Consider the following 16,896-nt stretch of genomic DNA (forward strand, 5'->3'; position numbering starts at 1 on the left):
TAGCCCATTTGAAGATTTAATTTGTCATTAATAAGAATGGGGTTAGATAGCTATTCATTCTATATTTTGAAAATAGACAAGCTGAACTGAAAGAATAGTGATTCCATTCTTGGTTTTGACATAAAAAACTTTTCTAAATCATTCTGTCAGGTATTAGACTTTTATTATAAGTGGCAGAAATGACAATAACCGTTCATTTACTGCCAATTTGATTTCTGCCAAAATAGGAAAAGTTTTTAATTGAGCTCTCACCAATGCATACGGTAGCCATTTTAGCTTTGCATAATTTCATTCCATTTGATTTGGGTATTCCATGCGAAGCCTTTGGTTTTGTACGGTTATTAAATGGTGAAACGGGCTATTGTGTAAAAGTTTGTGGTGAAGCTGACTATGTAAATACAGGAGCATTTACGCTTCAGGCTTATTTTGGGCTTGATCATCTTATTGATGCAGATACCATTATTATTCCCGGTATTAAAGATCCTAAACAGCCCCTTAATCCCAAAGTAAAAACTGCAATTCTTAAAGCGTGGCAAAAAGGAGCAAGAATTGCTTCAATTTGTTCGGGAGCATTTGTTTTAGCAGAAACGGGTCTTCTTGATGGATATCGGGCCACTACCCATTGGATTCTTGCAGAGGAGCTGGCTACTCGATATCCCAAGGTTAAGGTCGAACCCAAAGTATTATTCGTTGATGAAGAGCGTCTTATAACTTCAGCAGGGGCTTCATCCGGATTGGATATGTGTTTACATCTTGTGCGTCGGGATTATGGACAAAGCGTGGCTGCTCAGGCTGCAAAGCTTGCTGTCGCTCCATTAAATCGTGATGGGGGACAAGCGCAGTTTATCCAATATGAAATACCAGAGACACGTGATAGCTTAGCGATGCTATTGGAGTGGATGAACACTCATCTGGATGACGAAATTGATATTAAATTACTTGCTTGTAAAGCAAATATGAGCCCAAGAACATTTGCCCGTCGTTTCCGTGAACAGATTGGAACTACACCATTACAGTGGTTGCTCACCATGCGCATACAACGGGCTCGGGAATTACTTGAAACTTCTTCACAGTCGATTGAAGAAATTGCCATATGCTGTGGTTTTAATTCTCCTGTCACTTTTCGAACTCGATTTAAAAATAGTGTAGGTGTTAGTCCTAGCACCTATCGGGCTAAATTTATTTCTTATCTTTCATCTTGAATTAATTGTTTTGTATGAATAGATCAATTAGCTGTTTCAAGTGAATATAGATTTAAATTGAATTTAATATAGCCATAAAAAAGCCTCTATTTCCAGAGGCTTGATGAATAGTTTAAAATTTATACAGCTGAAAGTGCTTGGTCTAAATCGGCAATTAAGTCATCAATATGCTCAATTCCAATGGAAAGACGAACCATATCTTCACTTACACCGGCAGATTTAAGTTCTTGCTCATTGAGCTGACGGTGAGTTGTAGTTGCAGGGTGGCAAGCCAAACTTTTCGCATCACCAATGTTTACAAGACGAGTAAATAGCTGAAGTGCATCAATGAATCGAGTACCGCCTTCACGCCCATCTTGCACTCCGAAAGATAAAATTGCAGAAGGTTTACCTTTTACATATTTTTGAGCAAGCTGGTGCTGTGGATGATCTTTTAAACCTGCGTAATTCACCCATTTTACTTTTGGATGAGACTGTAAATATTCCGCAATTTTTTGCGCATTTTCAGTATGACGCTCCATGCGGAGGTTTAGAGTTTCTAAACCTTGTAAAATTAAGAAAACGCTCAGTGGGCTAATTGCAGCGCCTGTATTACGCAATGGTACAACGCGAGCTCGTGCTATATAGGCAGCCTCACCCAATGCTTCGACATAATTAACCCCATGATAACTTGGGTCTGGCGTGTTCAAAACTTTAAAACGCTCTGGGTATTTAGCCCACGGGAATTTGCCGCTATCGATAATCGCGCCACCAATGCTATTACCATGTCCACCAATATATTTGGTAAGAGAATGAATAACGATATCGGCGCCATATTGAAATGGTTTTAATAAGGCAGGGGTGGCAACCGTATTATCGACGATGACAGGTACGCCATATTCATGTGCGATTTTTGAAATTGCTTCTAAATCGATAATATTTCCGAGTGGATTCCCAATCGACTCAACAAAAACAAGTTTAGTTTTATCATCAATTAAATTTCGTAAGTTTTGAGGTTGTTGATAATCAAAAAAGCGAACTTCAATGCCTTGTTTTGGTAAGGTGTGGGCAAATAAATTATAAGTTCCGCCATATAAGGTTGAGACGGAGGCAATGTTGTCTCCTGCTTCTGTAATCGTCTGGATGGCATAGGTAATCGCTGCCATTCCAGAAGCCAAGGCTAAAGCACCAATTCCTCCTTCGAGTGCAGCAAGACGTTGCTCAAGCACAGCGGTAGTTGGGTTCATAATACGGGTATAAATATTGCCTTGAACTTTTAAATCGAAAAGATCAGCGCCGTGTTGTGTATTGTCAAATGCATATGATGTGGTTTGATAAATAGGGACCGCAACCGCTTTTGTTGTTGCTTCTGGAGTGTAGCCTGCATGAATGGCTAAGGTTTCATCTTTATAAGTCATGATTACTTCATCTTCGTGAGTTAAATATTGAGTGAGTCTAGCCTAAAAATTAAATAGAAAATTGCAAAAATTCTGGTTTGTTTTCTAATTTTAGGAATAAAGATAGAAAAATATACGCTGAAATGCTGTACAAATCTTATCCATAAACATTTTGCAACTTATTGAAAAAGAAAATTGTTTGATAAATCCGTACGATGGAAATCATAACTTCAAGTCATCGATGTTTTCAGCGTATAATACGCGCGATTATTTATCGCTTATGCGATGTATTGGTTTTTCAATTGAGGAGTCCTGCGTGGCCCAATATATTTATACGATGAACCGAGTGTCTAAGATGGTTCCGCCAAAGCGCGAAATCTTGAAAGACATCTCTTTATCATTTTTCCCGGGTGCCAAAATTGGTGTGCTCGGTTTGAACGGTGCAGGTAAATCTACCTTGCTTCGTATTATGGCTGGCGTAGATAAAGATTTCTCTGGTGAAGCTCGTGCACAACCTGGAATTAAAATCGGCTATTTAGAGCAAGAGCCACCTCTTGATCCGACTAAAGACGTTCGTGGTAACGTTGAAGATGGCGTGCGTGAAGCTTTAGATGCATTAGAGCGCCTTGATCAGGTTTTTGCAGAATATGCAGATCCGGATGCAGATTTTGATGCACTTGCAAAAGAGCAGGAAAAATTAGAATCAATTATCCATGCTTGGGATGCACATAACTTAAATAACCAGCTTGAAATCGCGGCAGATGCCTTGAACCTTCCAGCTTGGGATGCAGATGTAACTAAGCTTTCAGGTGGTGAACGCCGTCGTGTAGCACTTTGTCGTTTATTGCTTTCAAAGCCAGACATGTTGCTTCTTGACGAACCGACGAACCATTTGGATGCAGAGTCTGTATCTTGGTTAGAACGCTTCTTGAAAGATTTCCCTGGCACAATCGTTGCGATTACGCATGACCGTTATTTCTTAGATAACGTTGCCGAGTGGATATTGGAGCTTGACCGTGGACATGGCATTCCTTACCAAGGTAACTATTCTTCTTGGTTAGAGCAAAAAAATGCTCGTTTAGAACAAGAGCAGAAACAAGAAGAATCTTTTGCTAAAGCATTGAAAAAAGAACTTGAATGGGTTCGTTCAAATGCGAAAGGTCAGCAAAAGAAAAACAAAGCGCGTATGGAGCGTTTTGAAGAGCTTAACTCTAAAGAATTCCAGCAACGTAATGAAACGTCTGAAATCTACATTCCACCTGGCCCTCGCTTGGGTAATAAAGTTGTGGAAGTGGAAGGTATCAGCAAATCATTTGACGGCCGCGTATTGTACGAAAACTTATCGTTTACTGTACCTCCAACAGCTATTGTAGGTATCGTTGGTCCAAACGGTGCGGGTAAAACGACTTTATTCCGTATGATGACTGGCGAACAGCAACCTGATACAGGTACTGTGACTTTAGGTGAGTCAGTTAAAGTGGCTTACGTGGGTCAGATTCGCGACACTCTAGACAATAACAAAACTGTTTGGGAAGAAGTGTCTGGTGGTTTAGATATCTTGAAAGTGGGCGATTATGAAATTGCTTCACGTGCTTATATCGGCCGCTTTAACTTCAAAGGTCAAGATCAGCAAAAACGCGTAGGCGAATTGTCTGGTGGTGAGCGCAACCGTTTACAACTTGCGAAAATTTTACAGCAAGGTGCAAACGTTATCTTACTGGATGAGCCATCAAACGACTTGGATATTGAAACTTTACGTGCGCTTGAGGATGCAATTCTTGTATTCCCAGGTACAGTAATGGTGGTATCGCATGACCGTTGGTTCCTTGACCGTATCGCGACACACATCTTGTCATTTGAAAATGAACAGCCAGAATTCTACACAGGTAACTATGCAGAATATGAAGCATACCGTCAGTCACGTTTAGGTGAAGATGCTGTTCAAAAACGTACTAAATACAAAAAAATTAGCGGATAATCTCTGTTAATTTAAAAAACCAGCCTAAAGGCTGGTTTTTTTATTTCCTATTCAAAAATATTAAGAAATGAGAAATTAAAAATCTCTAAAGTGATTGAATTTATACTTATATTTTTAATTTATTAAGATTAATATTGTGTCTCAATTTATTAAAAGGTAAATATACCTCTTTGGAAAATCATGAAAAAAATTAAACTTTATACTATTGCTTTAGGGGTAGCTGTAGCTACACAACTTACTGGATGTCTTTCAGTAAAATCGTATGTTGATCCTGCTTATAAGTCTGTCACTTATTCGGAAATTAAAAGACCAGCTCAACCTATTCCAGTGGTTTTAACTACTGAGTTTCAGAGGAATGGAGAGGTTATTCCAAAAGCAGGTAAAGAACTACAATCTGCAGTTGAGCGTAGTTTAAGAGCAACGGGCGTATTTTCTCCAACAACTCAGTCGAATGGCGAGAAGCAGGCACAATTACATTTAACTGCGAATAATGTGGCCGATTTGGGTGAAGCTGCAGGTAAAGGAGTTTTAACTGGTTTGACTTTTGGGGCTGTTGGTAATGCGATTGCTGATAAATATGAGTTTAAATTTAATTATGTTGATGCTCAAGGTAAAGAAACTTCTCAACGTTACCCACATATGATTTTAACAACCGTTGGAAATAAAAAAGCGCCTATTGAGAATGTGCAGCCAATGTCGATCAATCAAGCATTTAATAAAGTTGTTGATGATGTTGTAATTCGTTTCTCTTCTGATCTGCAAAAACAGCAATAAATCCTAGATTAGATAAATAAGTCATTTGGAATAATATATTGCTAGTTGATTTTTATTTAAAAACCAGCCTAAGGGCTGGTTTTTTATTTAAGGATTTGGAAATATTAATTACTAAATTCGCCTCGTAAATCAGCCCACATCAGTGATGGAACGACCGTAATCACGTCGAAGGTCATGGCAAATGGATAGAGCACCATACGGGTTGCCTTTTTCAAAGGATGTTTTTTGGTAATTTTATTTTCCTGTTGCAGGATAATTGGATAAGGTTGACTAAATTTTTTTGCGAGTCATTTAAATCAACCATACGCGTGTTATAGCGTATTTGTAAAACACCATGAAAATGATTGGGATCATCCATGGTCAGTACCAGTGGGGATGGACTGGTCAGACTTCGTTGGTCTGCTGGGATTGCATGAAGAAGTTTTGATAGCTCAACGCTTCCCTCGGTCATTAAATAATTATAGTCTTTGCCTACAAAGATGATCCCTTGTTCTTGCTGGTTTTGAACAGCTTGTCCTAAAGCAATGATTTGATCTTTTGCTAAAATGAATTTCTCGGTTCTTGTGGTTTCGCTAGGTAAGGCTTCTGAAAGCAATGTCGTGGCACAAGCACTCAAATTTAAACAGACGACAACGAGGAGGGTGGAAAATACTTTATGCATTGCAGCAACTCAAAACAGGAAATTAATTTTTCTAAAGAAAAAACTTTTTTAAAACAGCGATAAATTAACCAAAAATCATTTTGTAATTTTATTACATTGGTATCGCTTGCTATAGTGACTTAGTGCAATTTACTGTACATGGTGTACCGTTGCCACGTTCTACAGTTTTTATGTCCGTCTTGTTTAGTTTGCTTATATTCCAAAGCTTATGGAATGTGGCAGCGGCATTTTGCGTGCATAAAAATCAGGAAAAGGCATTACAACATTTCGGTCATCATGCAGATTTAAATGTATATCAATCTTCAGACCATATACAGACTGAACATGTGGGTATTGTAGAAAATTCTGAGAATGCTCCATTAAGCTGGCAAGATCATCACGATCATTTACCTTCATGTTTTCATGTAGTGATGACTGAAAATGCACAACAAGCTCAAGAACCTTTTGTGCGTGTACATGAGCTTTCACAAATCTATTACTGGTCTAATTCTTATCAGTCTCCGTATCTTGGCTCTTTAAATCCTCCTCCTGTCTTAACCCTGCTATAGGTGGGGTAGCCGAAAAATAACCCACCAGAAATTTATTTATTTCAAAGGGTTATTTTATGCTTAATTATATGTGCAAACAAAGCGCAGCAATCTTCTATGTAGATTACTCGCTTAAACATTCACGTCTTTATGTTAATGACAAGACGGGATATAAGGTTCTGTCAAATTTTTCCGGAAAACAAAAATATCATTTTAATGAATCGGTTATCTCATCTCTGATGATTCACAGTGATGGAGGTTTATGGAAATGAATATTTTATTTTCTCCCCGTGTTAGAACTGTGAGCTCCCGAGTGATTGGGCTGATTTTAGCTATTATTCTTGCTTTAAGTTTTAGTAAATGGCATTTCCAGGCGACATTTATAGAACATATTTTATGGTTCTTTGGATGGTTTTTTGTGGGCATCGGAGTAATGGGAAGAATATGGTGCAGTCTTTACATTTCTGGATTTAAGAATGCCAAGTTAGTAACCGACGGTCCCTATTCTTTATGTAGAAATCCACTTTATCTGTTTAGTTATCTGGGTGGAGTCGGGATCATGTTGATTACAGAGACGTTTATCTTCCCAATATTATTCACACTTTATTTTCTCTGTTACTACCATTTTGTTATACGCCAAGAAGAAGCATTCCTGAGTGAAAAATATGGAACTGCATATTCAGATTATATAAAGACAATTCCACGCTTTTTACCAAGTTTCAAAAATTTTAAAGAGCCTGAGTTCTATCAGGTTTCACCGAAGCATTTCCGTGTTTTTTTGACGCAGGTGGTGTGGTTTATCTGAGTTGCGGCCTTAGTCCAACTTTTTGATGAGTTACGACTGCACGGTGTTCTCCCTTCATTGTTTAGTTGGTTCTAAAAATGAAATGAAAGTATATCCGCATGCTTCTTAGAGACTCAGAAGATTTATCCTAAATTGTTTAACTAAGGCATGCGAAAAATTAATTTTATTTCTGGGCTAAGCCCTTAAATAGATTCGGAATATTTAGATCTGGTGATTATTATGTCTATTAAACTAAATACAAAATCGGTTTTGATGGTTTTACTTCTTTCAACAAGTTTGGCTCATGCTGATGGAGGGTTAATTTTCCTCGAAAAGAATATTAAGTCTCAGCAAGAAACGAAAGCTAAAGCTGAAAAAAGAAAGAATCCTCATTTAACTTGTAAGCGTAAATAATTTTTTATTTTGTAGGAAACTAATTAATTAATAATTAGTTTCCTATGAGTAAAGATAAAGATTCTTAATGATTTATTCTTATCTTTACTCAGGCGAGGTTAGGATCGCTTCTATACTGTTACTTATAGATGTAATTTTATTACATGCCCACGGCCTGCTATAGTGGCTTTGTTCAACTTCTTAGTTTAATGGTGTGCTGTTGCCACGTTCTGCACTTTTCATGTCCGTCTTATTCTGTTTGCTTATATTCCAAAGTTTATGGAATGTGGCAGCAGCATTTTGCGCCCATGAAAATCAGGAAAAGGCATTACATCATTTTGGTCATCATGCAGCGTTGAGTTATGAAGCTTCACAGCATAGCCATACGGAAAAGACAGAGATCGCAGGGACTCATAAAGCTCCTTTAACCTTGTCTGATCATCATGACCATTTACCTTCATGTTTTCATGTTGTGATTGTAGAAGCACAAGAAAAGCTTGTTTCACCGTTAATACAGTCATCTGAGCCAAAACAACAATATTATTGGTCTAATTCTTATAAGTCCCCTCATATTTCTAAACAAGACCCGCCTCCTGTTTTAACCCTGCTATAGGTGGGGTAGCCGAAAATTAGCCCACCAGAAATATTATTTATTTCATAGGGTTATTTTATGTCTATTTTTTTATACGAAAAAAGTTTCGTTAGTCTGAGTACATCTTGGGTATTTAAATCATTAGTTGTTGCTGTTGCACTTTCAACTGGTGTCGTAACAAACGCAGCCAGTTCAAATCAGAACCTTGCTGAGAATACACAACCACAGCGTGTACAGAATGTTTTAACGTTTGAACAAGTACTCGATCAGGTTAAGCAGTTTCAGACTCAAACAGGAATTTGGCAAGCTCAACAAGATATTGCAGACAGTAATATCAAGCAGAGCCAGCTATGGGAAAATCCGACGGTTTCTGTACAGCAAACGGGTTTTAAATCTGGAAAAGATCAGGAGTTAGAACTTGGGATCTCGCAAAAACTAGATATTTTTGGTGTACGCTCCGCAGCAAAAAAACTAGCAAGTGTTCAGCAAAATCAGGTTGAGTTAAATCAGGTTTTATATGAGGCTCAACTGAAGCTGGCGGTAAAATATTTATGGTCACAAGTATCTATTTTAGAGCTTGAACATGAAGTTACTAAAGCCCAGTTAAGAACGAGTAAGAACCTTTTAGATGCGACCCGCTTACGCTTTCAGGCCGGCAGTATTGCTCAGGTTGATTTAGATCGAACTCTTATGACGCATGTTGAAAATCAGCGTTTATATCAGGAAGTTGAATTATCACTGAGTAGTGCTAAAAGAAAATTGGCTAACTTATGGGGTGAGACAGAAGATAACTTCACGTTACGTCCAGATATAAAAAGTGCGTGGCCTTTAAAAAATGAAAGTGATATCGACCAATATTTAAAACAGAATTTGTTAGAACAGTCCCTGCGGCTTCAAGCAATACAACAAAATTCTGAAATTAATTATTTAAAGGCAAAAAATCGGCCTACGCCTACTGTAAATATGGGTGTGGTTCGTAGTAAAACCGCAGAAACGAGCAGTACCGAAAATCAGATTCGAGTCGGTATAGCAGTTCCTTTAAACATTTTTAATCGCCAGCAATATGCCCTAAAAGTTGCTCAAAGCAAACTTAATTTAATTGACCAGCAGCAAAGCTTTTATAAAAAGCAAAGCGAGAATTCTATTCGTACTCTACAGTACGAGTTAGCGGGTTTAAAGCAGCAATATAATTTAATGAATGAGCAGCAAATCCCTTTATCAGAGACGGTACAGGAGAAAATGTTGCTTGGCTTTAAAGTCGGTAAATTTGCAATTACCGATGTTCAGCAATCTACACTTCAATTACAAGAACAACGTTTGAAAAAAGTTCAACTCCTTAAATCTGCTTGGCAAAAAGCAATTGAGGCAGAAAGTTTAGCTCTCGGGATCGATCCAAATATGGTGATGTCTGGAGATGCATTAAATCAAATTAATCAAAATTTATGGCAAGACACCTATAACTTGCCGACAGTTGGAGGGGCAGAGTAATGTCAGTTAAAAAAATGAAAAACCAATGGCTTATTGCTCTTTTGTTGCTGATTTTCTGCCTTGCTTTAAGTGCTTGGTTATTTTTCTCTGGAAAAAAACAGCCTAATACTGATGAAGGTGAAGAAGAGCATGCAGAGGGTGAAGCTGGTCATGAAGAATCTGAAAAAGAGGAAGGGAGTTTAAACCTCACGTCTAAGCAACTGGTTGAATATGGAGTGAAGTTAGAGCAAGTAGGACGTGGAGAAGTTGAACAGAGCCTCTCTTATCCTGCCAAACTCGTTGTAAATACGGACCAGCAAGCACATGTCTCTTCAACGTTTTCTGCGCGTGTAGATAGCGTAAATGTTGCGTTGGGACAACAAGTTGAAAAGGGTCAGGCACTTGCAACTTTATTTGTGCCGGATTTGGTTGATCAACAAGCTAACTTAAGCATGGCACAAGAAGCACTGACATTAGCCCAGCAAGATTATCAACGTGAAAAACAATTGTGGGAACAAGGAGTTTCAGCACGTCAAGATTATCAGAGAGCTTACAATGCCTATCGTCAGGCACAGATTCAGGTGCAGGCCGCAAATAGCCGTTTATCTGCTTTGGGGGCGAATCGCTCAAGTAAAGGCCGATATGTTTTAACTGCACCTTTAAGTGGTGTAATCAGTAATAAAGATATTGTCATTGGTGAGCAAATTGGTCCTGAAAAACAATTATTTGTTATTGATCGCCTAGATCAGTTATGGGTCGAATTTGTGCTACCAAGTGCAAATACCAATATTCAGCCTAATCAGGAAATTGAATTTAAATCACTGCAAACCAACAACATTTTTAAAGCACAGGTACAAAGCCTAACTTCAGAAGCGGATACTCAAACTGGTCGTTTACAGGTTCGTGCCAAGGTACTCACACCTTCAAAAGAATTACGTCCTAACTTAATGGTCAATGTGTTACTAAAACAAAATAATGCAGCGACTGTATTACGAGTTAACAAGACAGCGATACAACAGATTGATGGCAAGAATGTCGTCTTTATTGCAAAACAAGAGAAGGACAAAATTCATTTTGCTCCTGTTGCAGTTGAGTTAGGTAATTATTCTTCAGATGCACAATGGGTCGAAGTTAAATCCGGAATTACTGAAAAGCAGCAATATGTGACTCAAGGTAGTTTCTTGCTCAAGTCCGAACTTGAAAAAGGGGAGGCTGAGCATGGACATTAATAAACCTGATCTGCCAAAGGCTGAAGGTTTGTTTGATCGAATCATTCAGTTTTCAATTAACAACGCCATTTGGGTCATGATGTTTGTCGTGGCTTGGATTGGTGTCGGAATTTATAGCTACCAAAAACTTTCAATTGATGCCGTGCCTGATATCACTAATGTACAGGTACAAATCAATAGTCAGGCCAATGGTTTTACGGCACCTGAAGTTGAGCAAAGGATTACTTATCCGATTGAAAATGCCATGTCTGGTATTCCAAATCTTGAGCAGACGCGTTCAATTTCCAGATATGGTCTTTCTCAGGTCACGATTATCTTTAAAGATGGTACAGATATTTACTGGGCAAGACAGTTAATTAACCAGCGTTTACAAGAAGCTAAGAGTGCTTTACCCGATAGTATTGACCCACAAATGTCTCCAATTTCAACTGGATTGGGTGAGATTTATCAATGGGTGGTAAAAGCAGAGCCAAATGCCAAAAAAGCAGATGGTTCAGCCTATAGCGCGATGGATCTGCGTGAAATTCAAGACTGGATTATTCGTCCTCAGTTACAACGCGTACAAGGGGTAGCCGAGGTTAATAGTATTGGTGGATATAACAAAACCTATGTGGTTTCACCCGATCTGACGCGGTTACAGCAGTTGCAGATTCCACTCACTGACTTACAGGATGCGCTTCAAAATAACAATGAAAACCGCGGTGCTGGATTTATTGAAGAGAATGGTCAGCAACTCACAGTTCGTGTTCCGGGCATGCTGACATCGATACAAGATATCCAGAACGTTACGGTCGCCACTAAAAACGGTTTACCTATACGGGTTGCCGATGTAGCGTCAGTATCGATTGGTCATGATTTGCGTACAGGTGGTGCTACCTATAATGGACAGGAAACTGTTTTAGGTATCGCCATGATGATGATGGGTGAAAACAGTAAAACTATTGCCAAGGCGATTGACGACAAAGTTCAGGAAATTCAAAGATCACTTCCTCAGGGCGTTGTGATTGAAACAGTCTATGATCGTAGTAGCCTCGTAGATAAAGCGATTAAAACTGTAGCTAAAAATTTAATTGAAGGGGCGATTTTAGTCATCGTTATTCTTTTTATTTTTTTAGGAAATTTTCGTGCTGCTTTAATCACTGCTTGTATTATCCCATTGGCAATGCTTTTTACCTTAACAGGTATGGCAGAACAGAAAATCAGTGCCAACCTGATGAGTCTGGGCGCTTTAGACTTCGGGATCATTGTTGATGGGGCAGTTGTCATTGTTGAAAACTGTATTCGGCGTTTGGCTGAAGCACAGCATTTAAAAGGTCGTTTATTAACACGTTCAGAACGTTTCACGGAGGTCTTTCTAGCCGCTAAACAAGCACGACGACCATTAATATTTGGTCAGATCATCATTATGGTCGTGTACCTACCAATTTTTGCTTTAGCAGGCGTTGAAGCAAAGATGTTTCATCCTATGGCAATGACCGTTGTCCTAGCATTATTGGGAGCAATTATTTTATCTGTGACCTTTGTTCCGGCAGCAGTAGCTCTGTTTGTTACGGGTGAAGTGAAGGAAAAAGAAAGCCGCTGGATGATGACGCTGAAAAAAGGTTATGCAGGCTTACTCGATAAAGCATATGCCTTCCGATATGTTGTTGTCACAGCAGCGGTCAGCATCTTGATTCTTACTGGTGCAATTGCAACAAGAGTGGGGAGTGAGTTCGCGCCTCAACTCAGTGAGGGTGATTTTGCATTACAACTCATGCGTGCACCGAGCACAGGTATAGAAGAGTCGCTTAAGATTCAGGAGAATGTAGAAAAGCAGTTACTGAAAGCTTTCCCTGAAATTAAAGCCATTTTTGCAAGAACAGGAACAGCCGAGGTTGCTACCGATGTCATGCCTCCAAATATTTCCGATGGTATTGTTCTATTAAAACCACATGATCAATGGCCAAACCCTAAAGAAACGATAGATGAATTGCGTACCAGAATGCTGCAATTCGTGAATCAGATTCCTGGTAATAACAGTGAATTCTCGCAACCCATTGAACTACGTTTTAATGAGCTCATTTCAGGTGTCCGTAGTGATATCGGTGTGAAAATTTTTGGGGATGATATGCAAATCCTCAATCAGGAAGCGGAAAAAATAGCCCAACAGCTACGTAGCATTCCAGGCGCTAGTGAAGTCAAAGTTGAACAGACTGATGGTTTGCCATTACTTAATGTAGATGTTGATCATGCTCTGGCTGCCCAATACGGATTATCAGTCAAGTCTATTCAGGATATTGTCGCTGCGAGTATTGGAGGACAGAGTGTAGGGCAAATTTTACAGGGCGATAGACGTTTCGATTTCGTGATTCGCTTACAGGAAAACATGCGTACGCCTCAGCAGCTAGCACAATTACCGATTCGCTTACCAAACGGCGGTCTGATCCAGTTACAAGATGTTGCTAAAGTTGAGAATATTCTGGGCCTTGCTCAAGTGAGCCGTGAAAATGGCAAACGCCGAGTGATTGTGACGGCAAATGTGCGTGATCGTGACCTTGGGTCTTTTGTACAAGAAATGCAAAGTAAACTGGCGCAGCAAAAGCTACCTAGCGGTTACTGGTTAGGTTATGGAGGGCAATTTGAGAATCTTGCTTCTGCCACTGCAAGAATGCAAATCGTCGTACCGATGGCACTCATCATGATCTTTGTATTGTTGATGGCGGTATTTAGTAATTTTAAAGACAGTTTACTTGTATTTAGCGGGGTTCCTTTCGCTTTGTCCGGTGGATTAGTGGCTTTGTGGCTGAGAGATATTCCACTTTCTATGTCTGCTGGAGTCGGGTTTATCGCTTTATCAGGTGTTGCGGTATTGAATGGTTTGGTCATGCTCACATTCATTAAAGAGCTAAGAGCAACCCTAGATGTTCATACAGCAACTTGGAAAGGTGCTGTACTGCGACTACGCCCTGTATTAATGACGGCATTTGTTGCTTCACTTGGTTTTATTCCAATGGCTTTAGCAACTGGAACTGGTGCAGAGGTACAACGACCTTTGGCAACGGTAGTAATCGGTGGCATTATTTCATCTACGATACTAACGCTGGTTTTATTGCCAGTCATTTATCGATGGATGAATGAAAGCAAGACGAATAAAGTTGAGCATTCATAATGTCATCGATTTGAGATATCTTTTTTGATGAAAAAGTTTGAGTCAGAAAAGTATTTGAAACAGGTAAAGGTAAACATGAATTCATGGTTACTTTTACCTCACCATAAAGATAAATAATAAGGAGTCCGCAAAATGGGTGGACAACATGGTCATGACCATAGTCATGCTGTAGTGACTGAAGGTAATGCCAAGAAACTAACGATTGCCTTGGCGCTTACTACGACATTTTTAATTGTTGAGGTTATTGCAGGTTTAATCACACAAAGTCTGGCGTTGCTCTCTGACGCTGCGCATATGTTTACAGATGCAGCTGCTTTGGCAATTGCTCTGGTCGCAATTCAGATTTCAAAACGTCCCGCTGATAATAAGCGTACTTTTGGTTATCAACGCTTTGAAATTCTGGCCGCTTTATTTAATGCACTCATGCTGTTCGTGGTGGCAATTTATATTTTATATGAAGCCTATATCCGATTCTCTAAGCCACCTGAAATTCAAAGTGTGGGAATGTTGGTTGTAGCGACTATTGGTTTGGTAATTAACCTCATCTCAATGAAAATCCTGATGTCGAGTGCCAATAACAGCCTAAATGTGAAAGGTGCTTATCTAGAAGTATTGAGTGATGCACTAGGTTCGGTAGGCGTTATTATTGGTGCAATTATTATTTACTTCACTAATTGGTACTGGATTGACACGCTTATTGCGGTACTGATTGGATTTTGGGTGTTGCCAAGAACATGGGTTTTACTTAAGCAAAGTATTAACATTTTGCTCGAAGGTGTACCCGAAGAGGTTGATATTGAGAAGCTACGTGCAGATTTACTTTCTTTAAATGGTGTTGAGAGTATTCACCAACTCAAAGTGTGGGCGATTACGTCTAAAAACATCCATTTAACCGTGCATTTATTTGCACCTGAAGCTGATCGTACCAAGTTGTATCAAGATGCTGTTGAAATGCTTTCCCATGAACATGGTATTGGTGAAGTGACATTGCAAATTGAGGACGATGCCGAGATTAATTGTCAGCATATTGCTCAGCATGCTTCGCATAAACATGATGAAGCAGACAATGCACATTCACATCAGCATTAAGCTGATGTGAACAGTTTTTTTAAATTTCCCATTCGTTATTGCAGTCACGGCATTTCCAGTGTTTTTGTGACTGCATAAATGCTTGCATAGAAAGTTTAAAATCAGGCAAATCACGCCAGAACATAAAACCTGCCCCTACAGTAACCACAAATGCAACTACTGTTGCGATTTGAAGAGAACTACCTGCACCATTGCCAAAAATCCACATAAAGATGCTAATGACTACTAACAGTAAAAGCACAAAAATTGCAGGAATCAAGATAACCAGACTTTTAGGAACGACAGGTTTTGCGCTGTTCACGCCTTGGCTCACAGGCATAATTTTAACACTTTGACATTTAGGGCAACGATATTGCATGAGAACTCCACATTTAGTTTGAATCTATTCTAACGGAAATGTGCAGAAAGAAAAAAATTTGTAAGATATCGATGAAATGCGTTGAGTTAGCAGAAAAATTACTTATGAATAAACAAAGAAATATAAAAAACAGATGATTTATCCGTACACATAAAAATTAAAATAATATTGTAGAGCATGCTAATCTACAGAAAAATGAAGTGTGATTAGCACAATAAATGAGCTTAAATACTCGAATAGGATGTGGGATAAATATAAAAAGGAGAGAGGGACTTGGGTCAACAAGATGACAATAAGTCGCAGCCTACAACGACAGCATCGGTTTTAGCTACCCCAGATACCGCTAAACCGTCATTATCTCGTCGATTACTGCATAAGACATTGCAACATGCCCAAGATGCAGTTGGGTTTGCTAGCGACACGACACGTAATATTGCAGAGGTTGCTGATGCTGCTTTGGACGCGCTCGATCAAGTAACTACTCATACACGACGTGGAGTTGTCGGAATGACAAATCTGGCAGCAGGCACGGTAAGAGATATGGTGTCTGAAACCAGTGAAACAGCACGCCAAGTCGCGTTGATTATGGCGCGAACTTTTTTGGGCAAAAGTACCTTAACGTTGTACTTACCCGAAATGTTATTAAATAATCAAATTCGTAAGCGCATTGATCGCTCAGAAATTGATGATATTAAAATCAAGTGCGGCAATGACAGTTTCCAAGTCGAGATCGATGGGCATTATCATCGCTTCATGTATCGTTTGAGTTTAGATTTTAAAGTATTGGAATGTCGTATTGGGCAGGAAAAATTCTTACGCTTGCGACAAATGGATGAAAGTCTTGATGTTCAGATTCGACATGGCGGCACCTTGTCAAATTGGGCTGTGCGCCGTATTGGTCGAGTTGGTTTCGAAGTCGTAAATATGTTGCCTATTCCATCACTCATTAATCACTTGATTGGCGATATTCCCGGAATCCAACGCGATGGGCATCGCATGTGGTTTATTGACCTAGAGCAAGCAGGATTTATTGACTTTATTAACAACCGTTCATGGATGGTTGAAAAGCTTTTAAGTTTGACTGATTTTAGTATTTTACCAGGCTTGAATATTTTGAGAGAAAGTCGCGAGCTTGTGCAGCAGCTCGTAGATCAGTTTGAAATTAGAGGACTACGAGTGCAGTCAGGTCGCCTTGAAGTACAAGTAGGAATTGCGGGTTGATAGAGCATATGAAAAGCTAATCATTGATTGGCTTTTTATTTTTTTAGGCAAGAAAAAAGCCACTGACTTTATGCAGTGGCTTTTTAGAATTTGGCGT

At 39.2% G+C, this 16,896-nt stretch carries 14 protein-coding genes and 2 pseudogenes; 13 read left to right on the forward strand and 3 right to left on the reverse strand.

The window, feature by feature from the left end:
• The first annotated feature begins 254 nt into the window (after window positions 1-254).
• The gene (locus MKX14_RS07450; RefSeq protein WP_240282168.1) at window positions 255-1,202 is read left to right on the forward strand and encodes a GlxA family transcriptional regulator; all 948 of its coding nucleotides are present in this window, start codon (window positions 255-257) and stop codon (window positions 1,200-1,202) included.
• A gap of 119 nt (window positions 1,203-1,321) precedes the next feature.
• Here MKX14_RS07450 and metY read toward each other — a convergent pair whose 3' ends face one another.
• Entirely contained in the window at window positions 1,322-2,599 is a 1,278-nt protein-coding gene (gene metY / locus MKX14_RS07455; protein ID WP_240282169.1) for an O-acetylhomoserine aminocarboxypropyltransferase/cysteine synthase family protein, read from the reverse strand.
• A 295-nt stretch (window positions 2,600-2,894) separates the two neighbouring features.
• Between metY and ettA the strand changes: the two genes are divergently transcribed.
• Together ettA and MKX14_RS07465 are read left to right on the forward strand one after the other, a co-directional pair.
• Window positions 2,895-4,556: an energy-dependent translational throttle protein EttA gene (gene ettA, locus MKX14_RS07460; protein WP_005067029.1), complete on the forward strand. Its 1,662-nt coding sequence runs from the start codon at window positions 2,895-2,897 to the stop codon at window positions 4,554-4,556.
• Between the two features lie 180 nt (window positions 4,557-4,736).
• Complete coding sequence (locus MKX14_RS07465) at window positions 4,737-5,330, forward strand: hypothetical protein (RefSeq protein WP_060465011.1); 594 nt, start codon at window positions 4,737-4,739, stop codon at window positions 5,328-5,330.
• Between the two features lie 104 nt (window positions 5,331-5,434).
• Here the strand turns inward: MKX14_RS07465 and MKX14_RS07470 are convergent.
• Window positions 5,435-5,991: pseudogene (locus MKX14_RS07470) on the reverse strand (hypothetical protein).
• Between the two features lie 149 nt (window positions 5,992-6,140).
• Between MKX14_RS07470 and MKX14_RS07475 the strand changes: the two are divergent.
• The 9 genes and pseudogenes from MKX14_RS07475 to MKX14_RS07515 all read left to right on the forward strand — a co-directional run bounded on the left by MKX14_RS07475 (window position 6,141) and on the right by MKX14_RS07515 (window position 15,220).
• Window positions 6,141-6,539, forward strand: coding sequence for a cation efflux protein, CzcI-like (locus MKX14_RS07475; RefSeq protein WP_240282254.1), 399 nt, complete (start codon window positions 6,141-6,143; stop codon window positions 6,537-6,539).
• A 56-nt stretch (window positions 6,540-6,595) separates the two neighbouring features.
• Window positions 6,596-6,790 carry a hypothetical protein gene (locus MKX14_RS07480; RefSeq protein WP_240282170.1) on the forward strand — a complete coding sequence of 65 codons (195 nt, stop codon included), beginning with the start codon at window positions 6,596-6,598 and terminating at the stop codon, window positions 6,788-6,790.
• Window positions 6,781-7,398 (forward strand): annotated as a pseudogene (czcN, locus tag MKX14_RS07485) (methyltransferase family protein). Before MKX14_RS07480 ends, czcN begins: the two are co-directional and overlap by 10 nt.
• 144 nt (window positions 7,399-7,542) lie before the next feature.
• Window positions 7,543-7,716: a hypothetical protein gene (locus MKX14_RS07490; RefSeq protein ID WP_240282171.1), complete on the forward strand. Its 174-nt coding sequence runs from the start codon at window positions 7,543-7,545 to the stop codon at window positions 7,714-7,716.
• Window positions 7,717-7,915: 199 nt separating this feature from the next.
• The gene (locus MKX14_RS07495) at window positions 7,916-8,308 is read left to right on the forward strand and encodes a cation efflux protein, CzcI-like (protein ID WP_345892610.1); all 393 of its coding nucleotides are present in this window, start codon (window positions 7,916-7,918) and stop codon (window positions 8,306-8,308) included.
• 57 nt (window positions 8,309-8,365) lie between these two features.
• The gene (locus tag MKX14_RS07500; RefSeq protein ID WP_240282172.1) at window positions 8,366-9,775 is read left to right on the forward strand and encodes a TolC family protein; all 1,410 of its coding nucleotides are present in this window, start codon (window positions 8,366-8,368) and stop codon (window positions 9,773-9,775) included.
• The gene (gene czcB / locus MKX14_RS07505; RefSeq protein ID WP_240282173.1) at window positions 9,775-10,983 is read left to right on the forward strand and encodes an efflux RND transporter periplasmic adaptor subunit; all 1,209 of its coding nucleotides are present in this window, start codon (window positions 9,775-9,777) and stop codon (window positions 10,981-10,983) included. The genes MKX14_RS07500 and czcB overlap by 1 nt, the downstream gene beginning before the upstream one ends.
• Window positions 10,973-14,131 carry an efflux RND transporter permease subunit gene (czcA, locus tag MKX14_RS07510; RefSeq protein ID WP_240282174.1) on the forward strand — a complete coding sequence of 1,053 codons (3,159 nt, stop codon included), beginning with the start codon at window positions 10,973-10,975 and terminating at the stop codon, window positions 14,129-14,131. Before czcB ends, czcA begins: the two co-directional genes overlap by 11 nt.
• Before the next feature lie 132 nt (window positions 14,132-14,263).
• On the forward strand, window positions 14,264-15,220 hold the full coding sequence (locus MKX14_RS07515; protein WP_046813438.1) for a cation diffusion facilitator family transporter: 957 nt from the start codon (window positions 14,264-14,266) through the stop codon (window positions 15,218-15,220).
• Window positions 15,221-15,239: 19 nt separating this feature from the next.
• Here MKX14_RS07515 and MKX14_RS07520 read toward each other — a convergent pair whose 3' ends face one another.
• Complete coding sequence (locus MKX14_RS07520; protein WP_002117013.1) at window positions 15,240-15,578, reverse strand: hypothetical protein; 339 nt, start codon at window positions 15,576-15,578, stop codon at window positions 15,240-15,242.
• A gap of 273 nt (window positions 15,579-15,851) precedes the next feature.
• Between MKX14_RS07520 and MKX14_RS07525 the strand changes: the two genes are divergently transcribed.
• Window positions 15,852-16,799: a hypothetical protein gene (locus tag MKX14_RS07525; RefSeq protein ID WP_002116860.1), complete on the forward strand. Its 948-nt coding sequence runs from the start codon at window positions 15,852-15,854 to the stop codon at window positions 16,797-16,799.
• The last annotated feature ends 97 nt before the right edge of the window (window positions 16,800-16,896 follow it).

It is taken from the genome of Acinetobacter pittii (assembly GCF_022449185.1).
Lineage (GTDB): Bacteria > Pseudomonadota > Gammaproteobacteria > Pseudomonadales > Moraxellaceae > Acinetobacter > Acinetobacter pittii_I.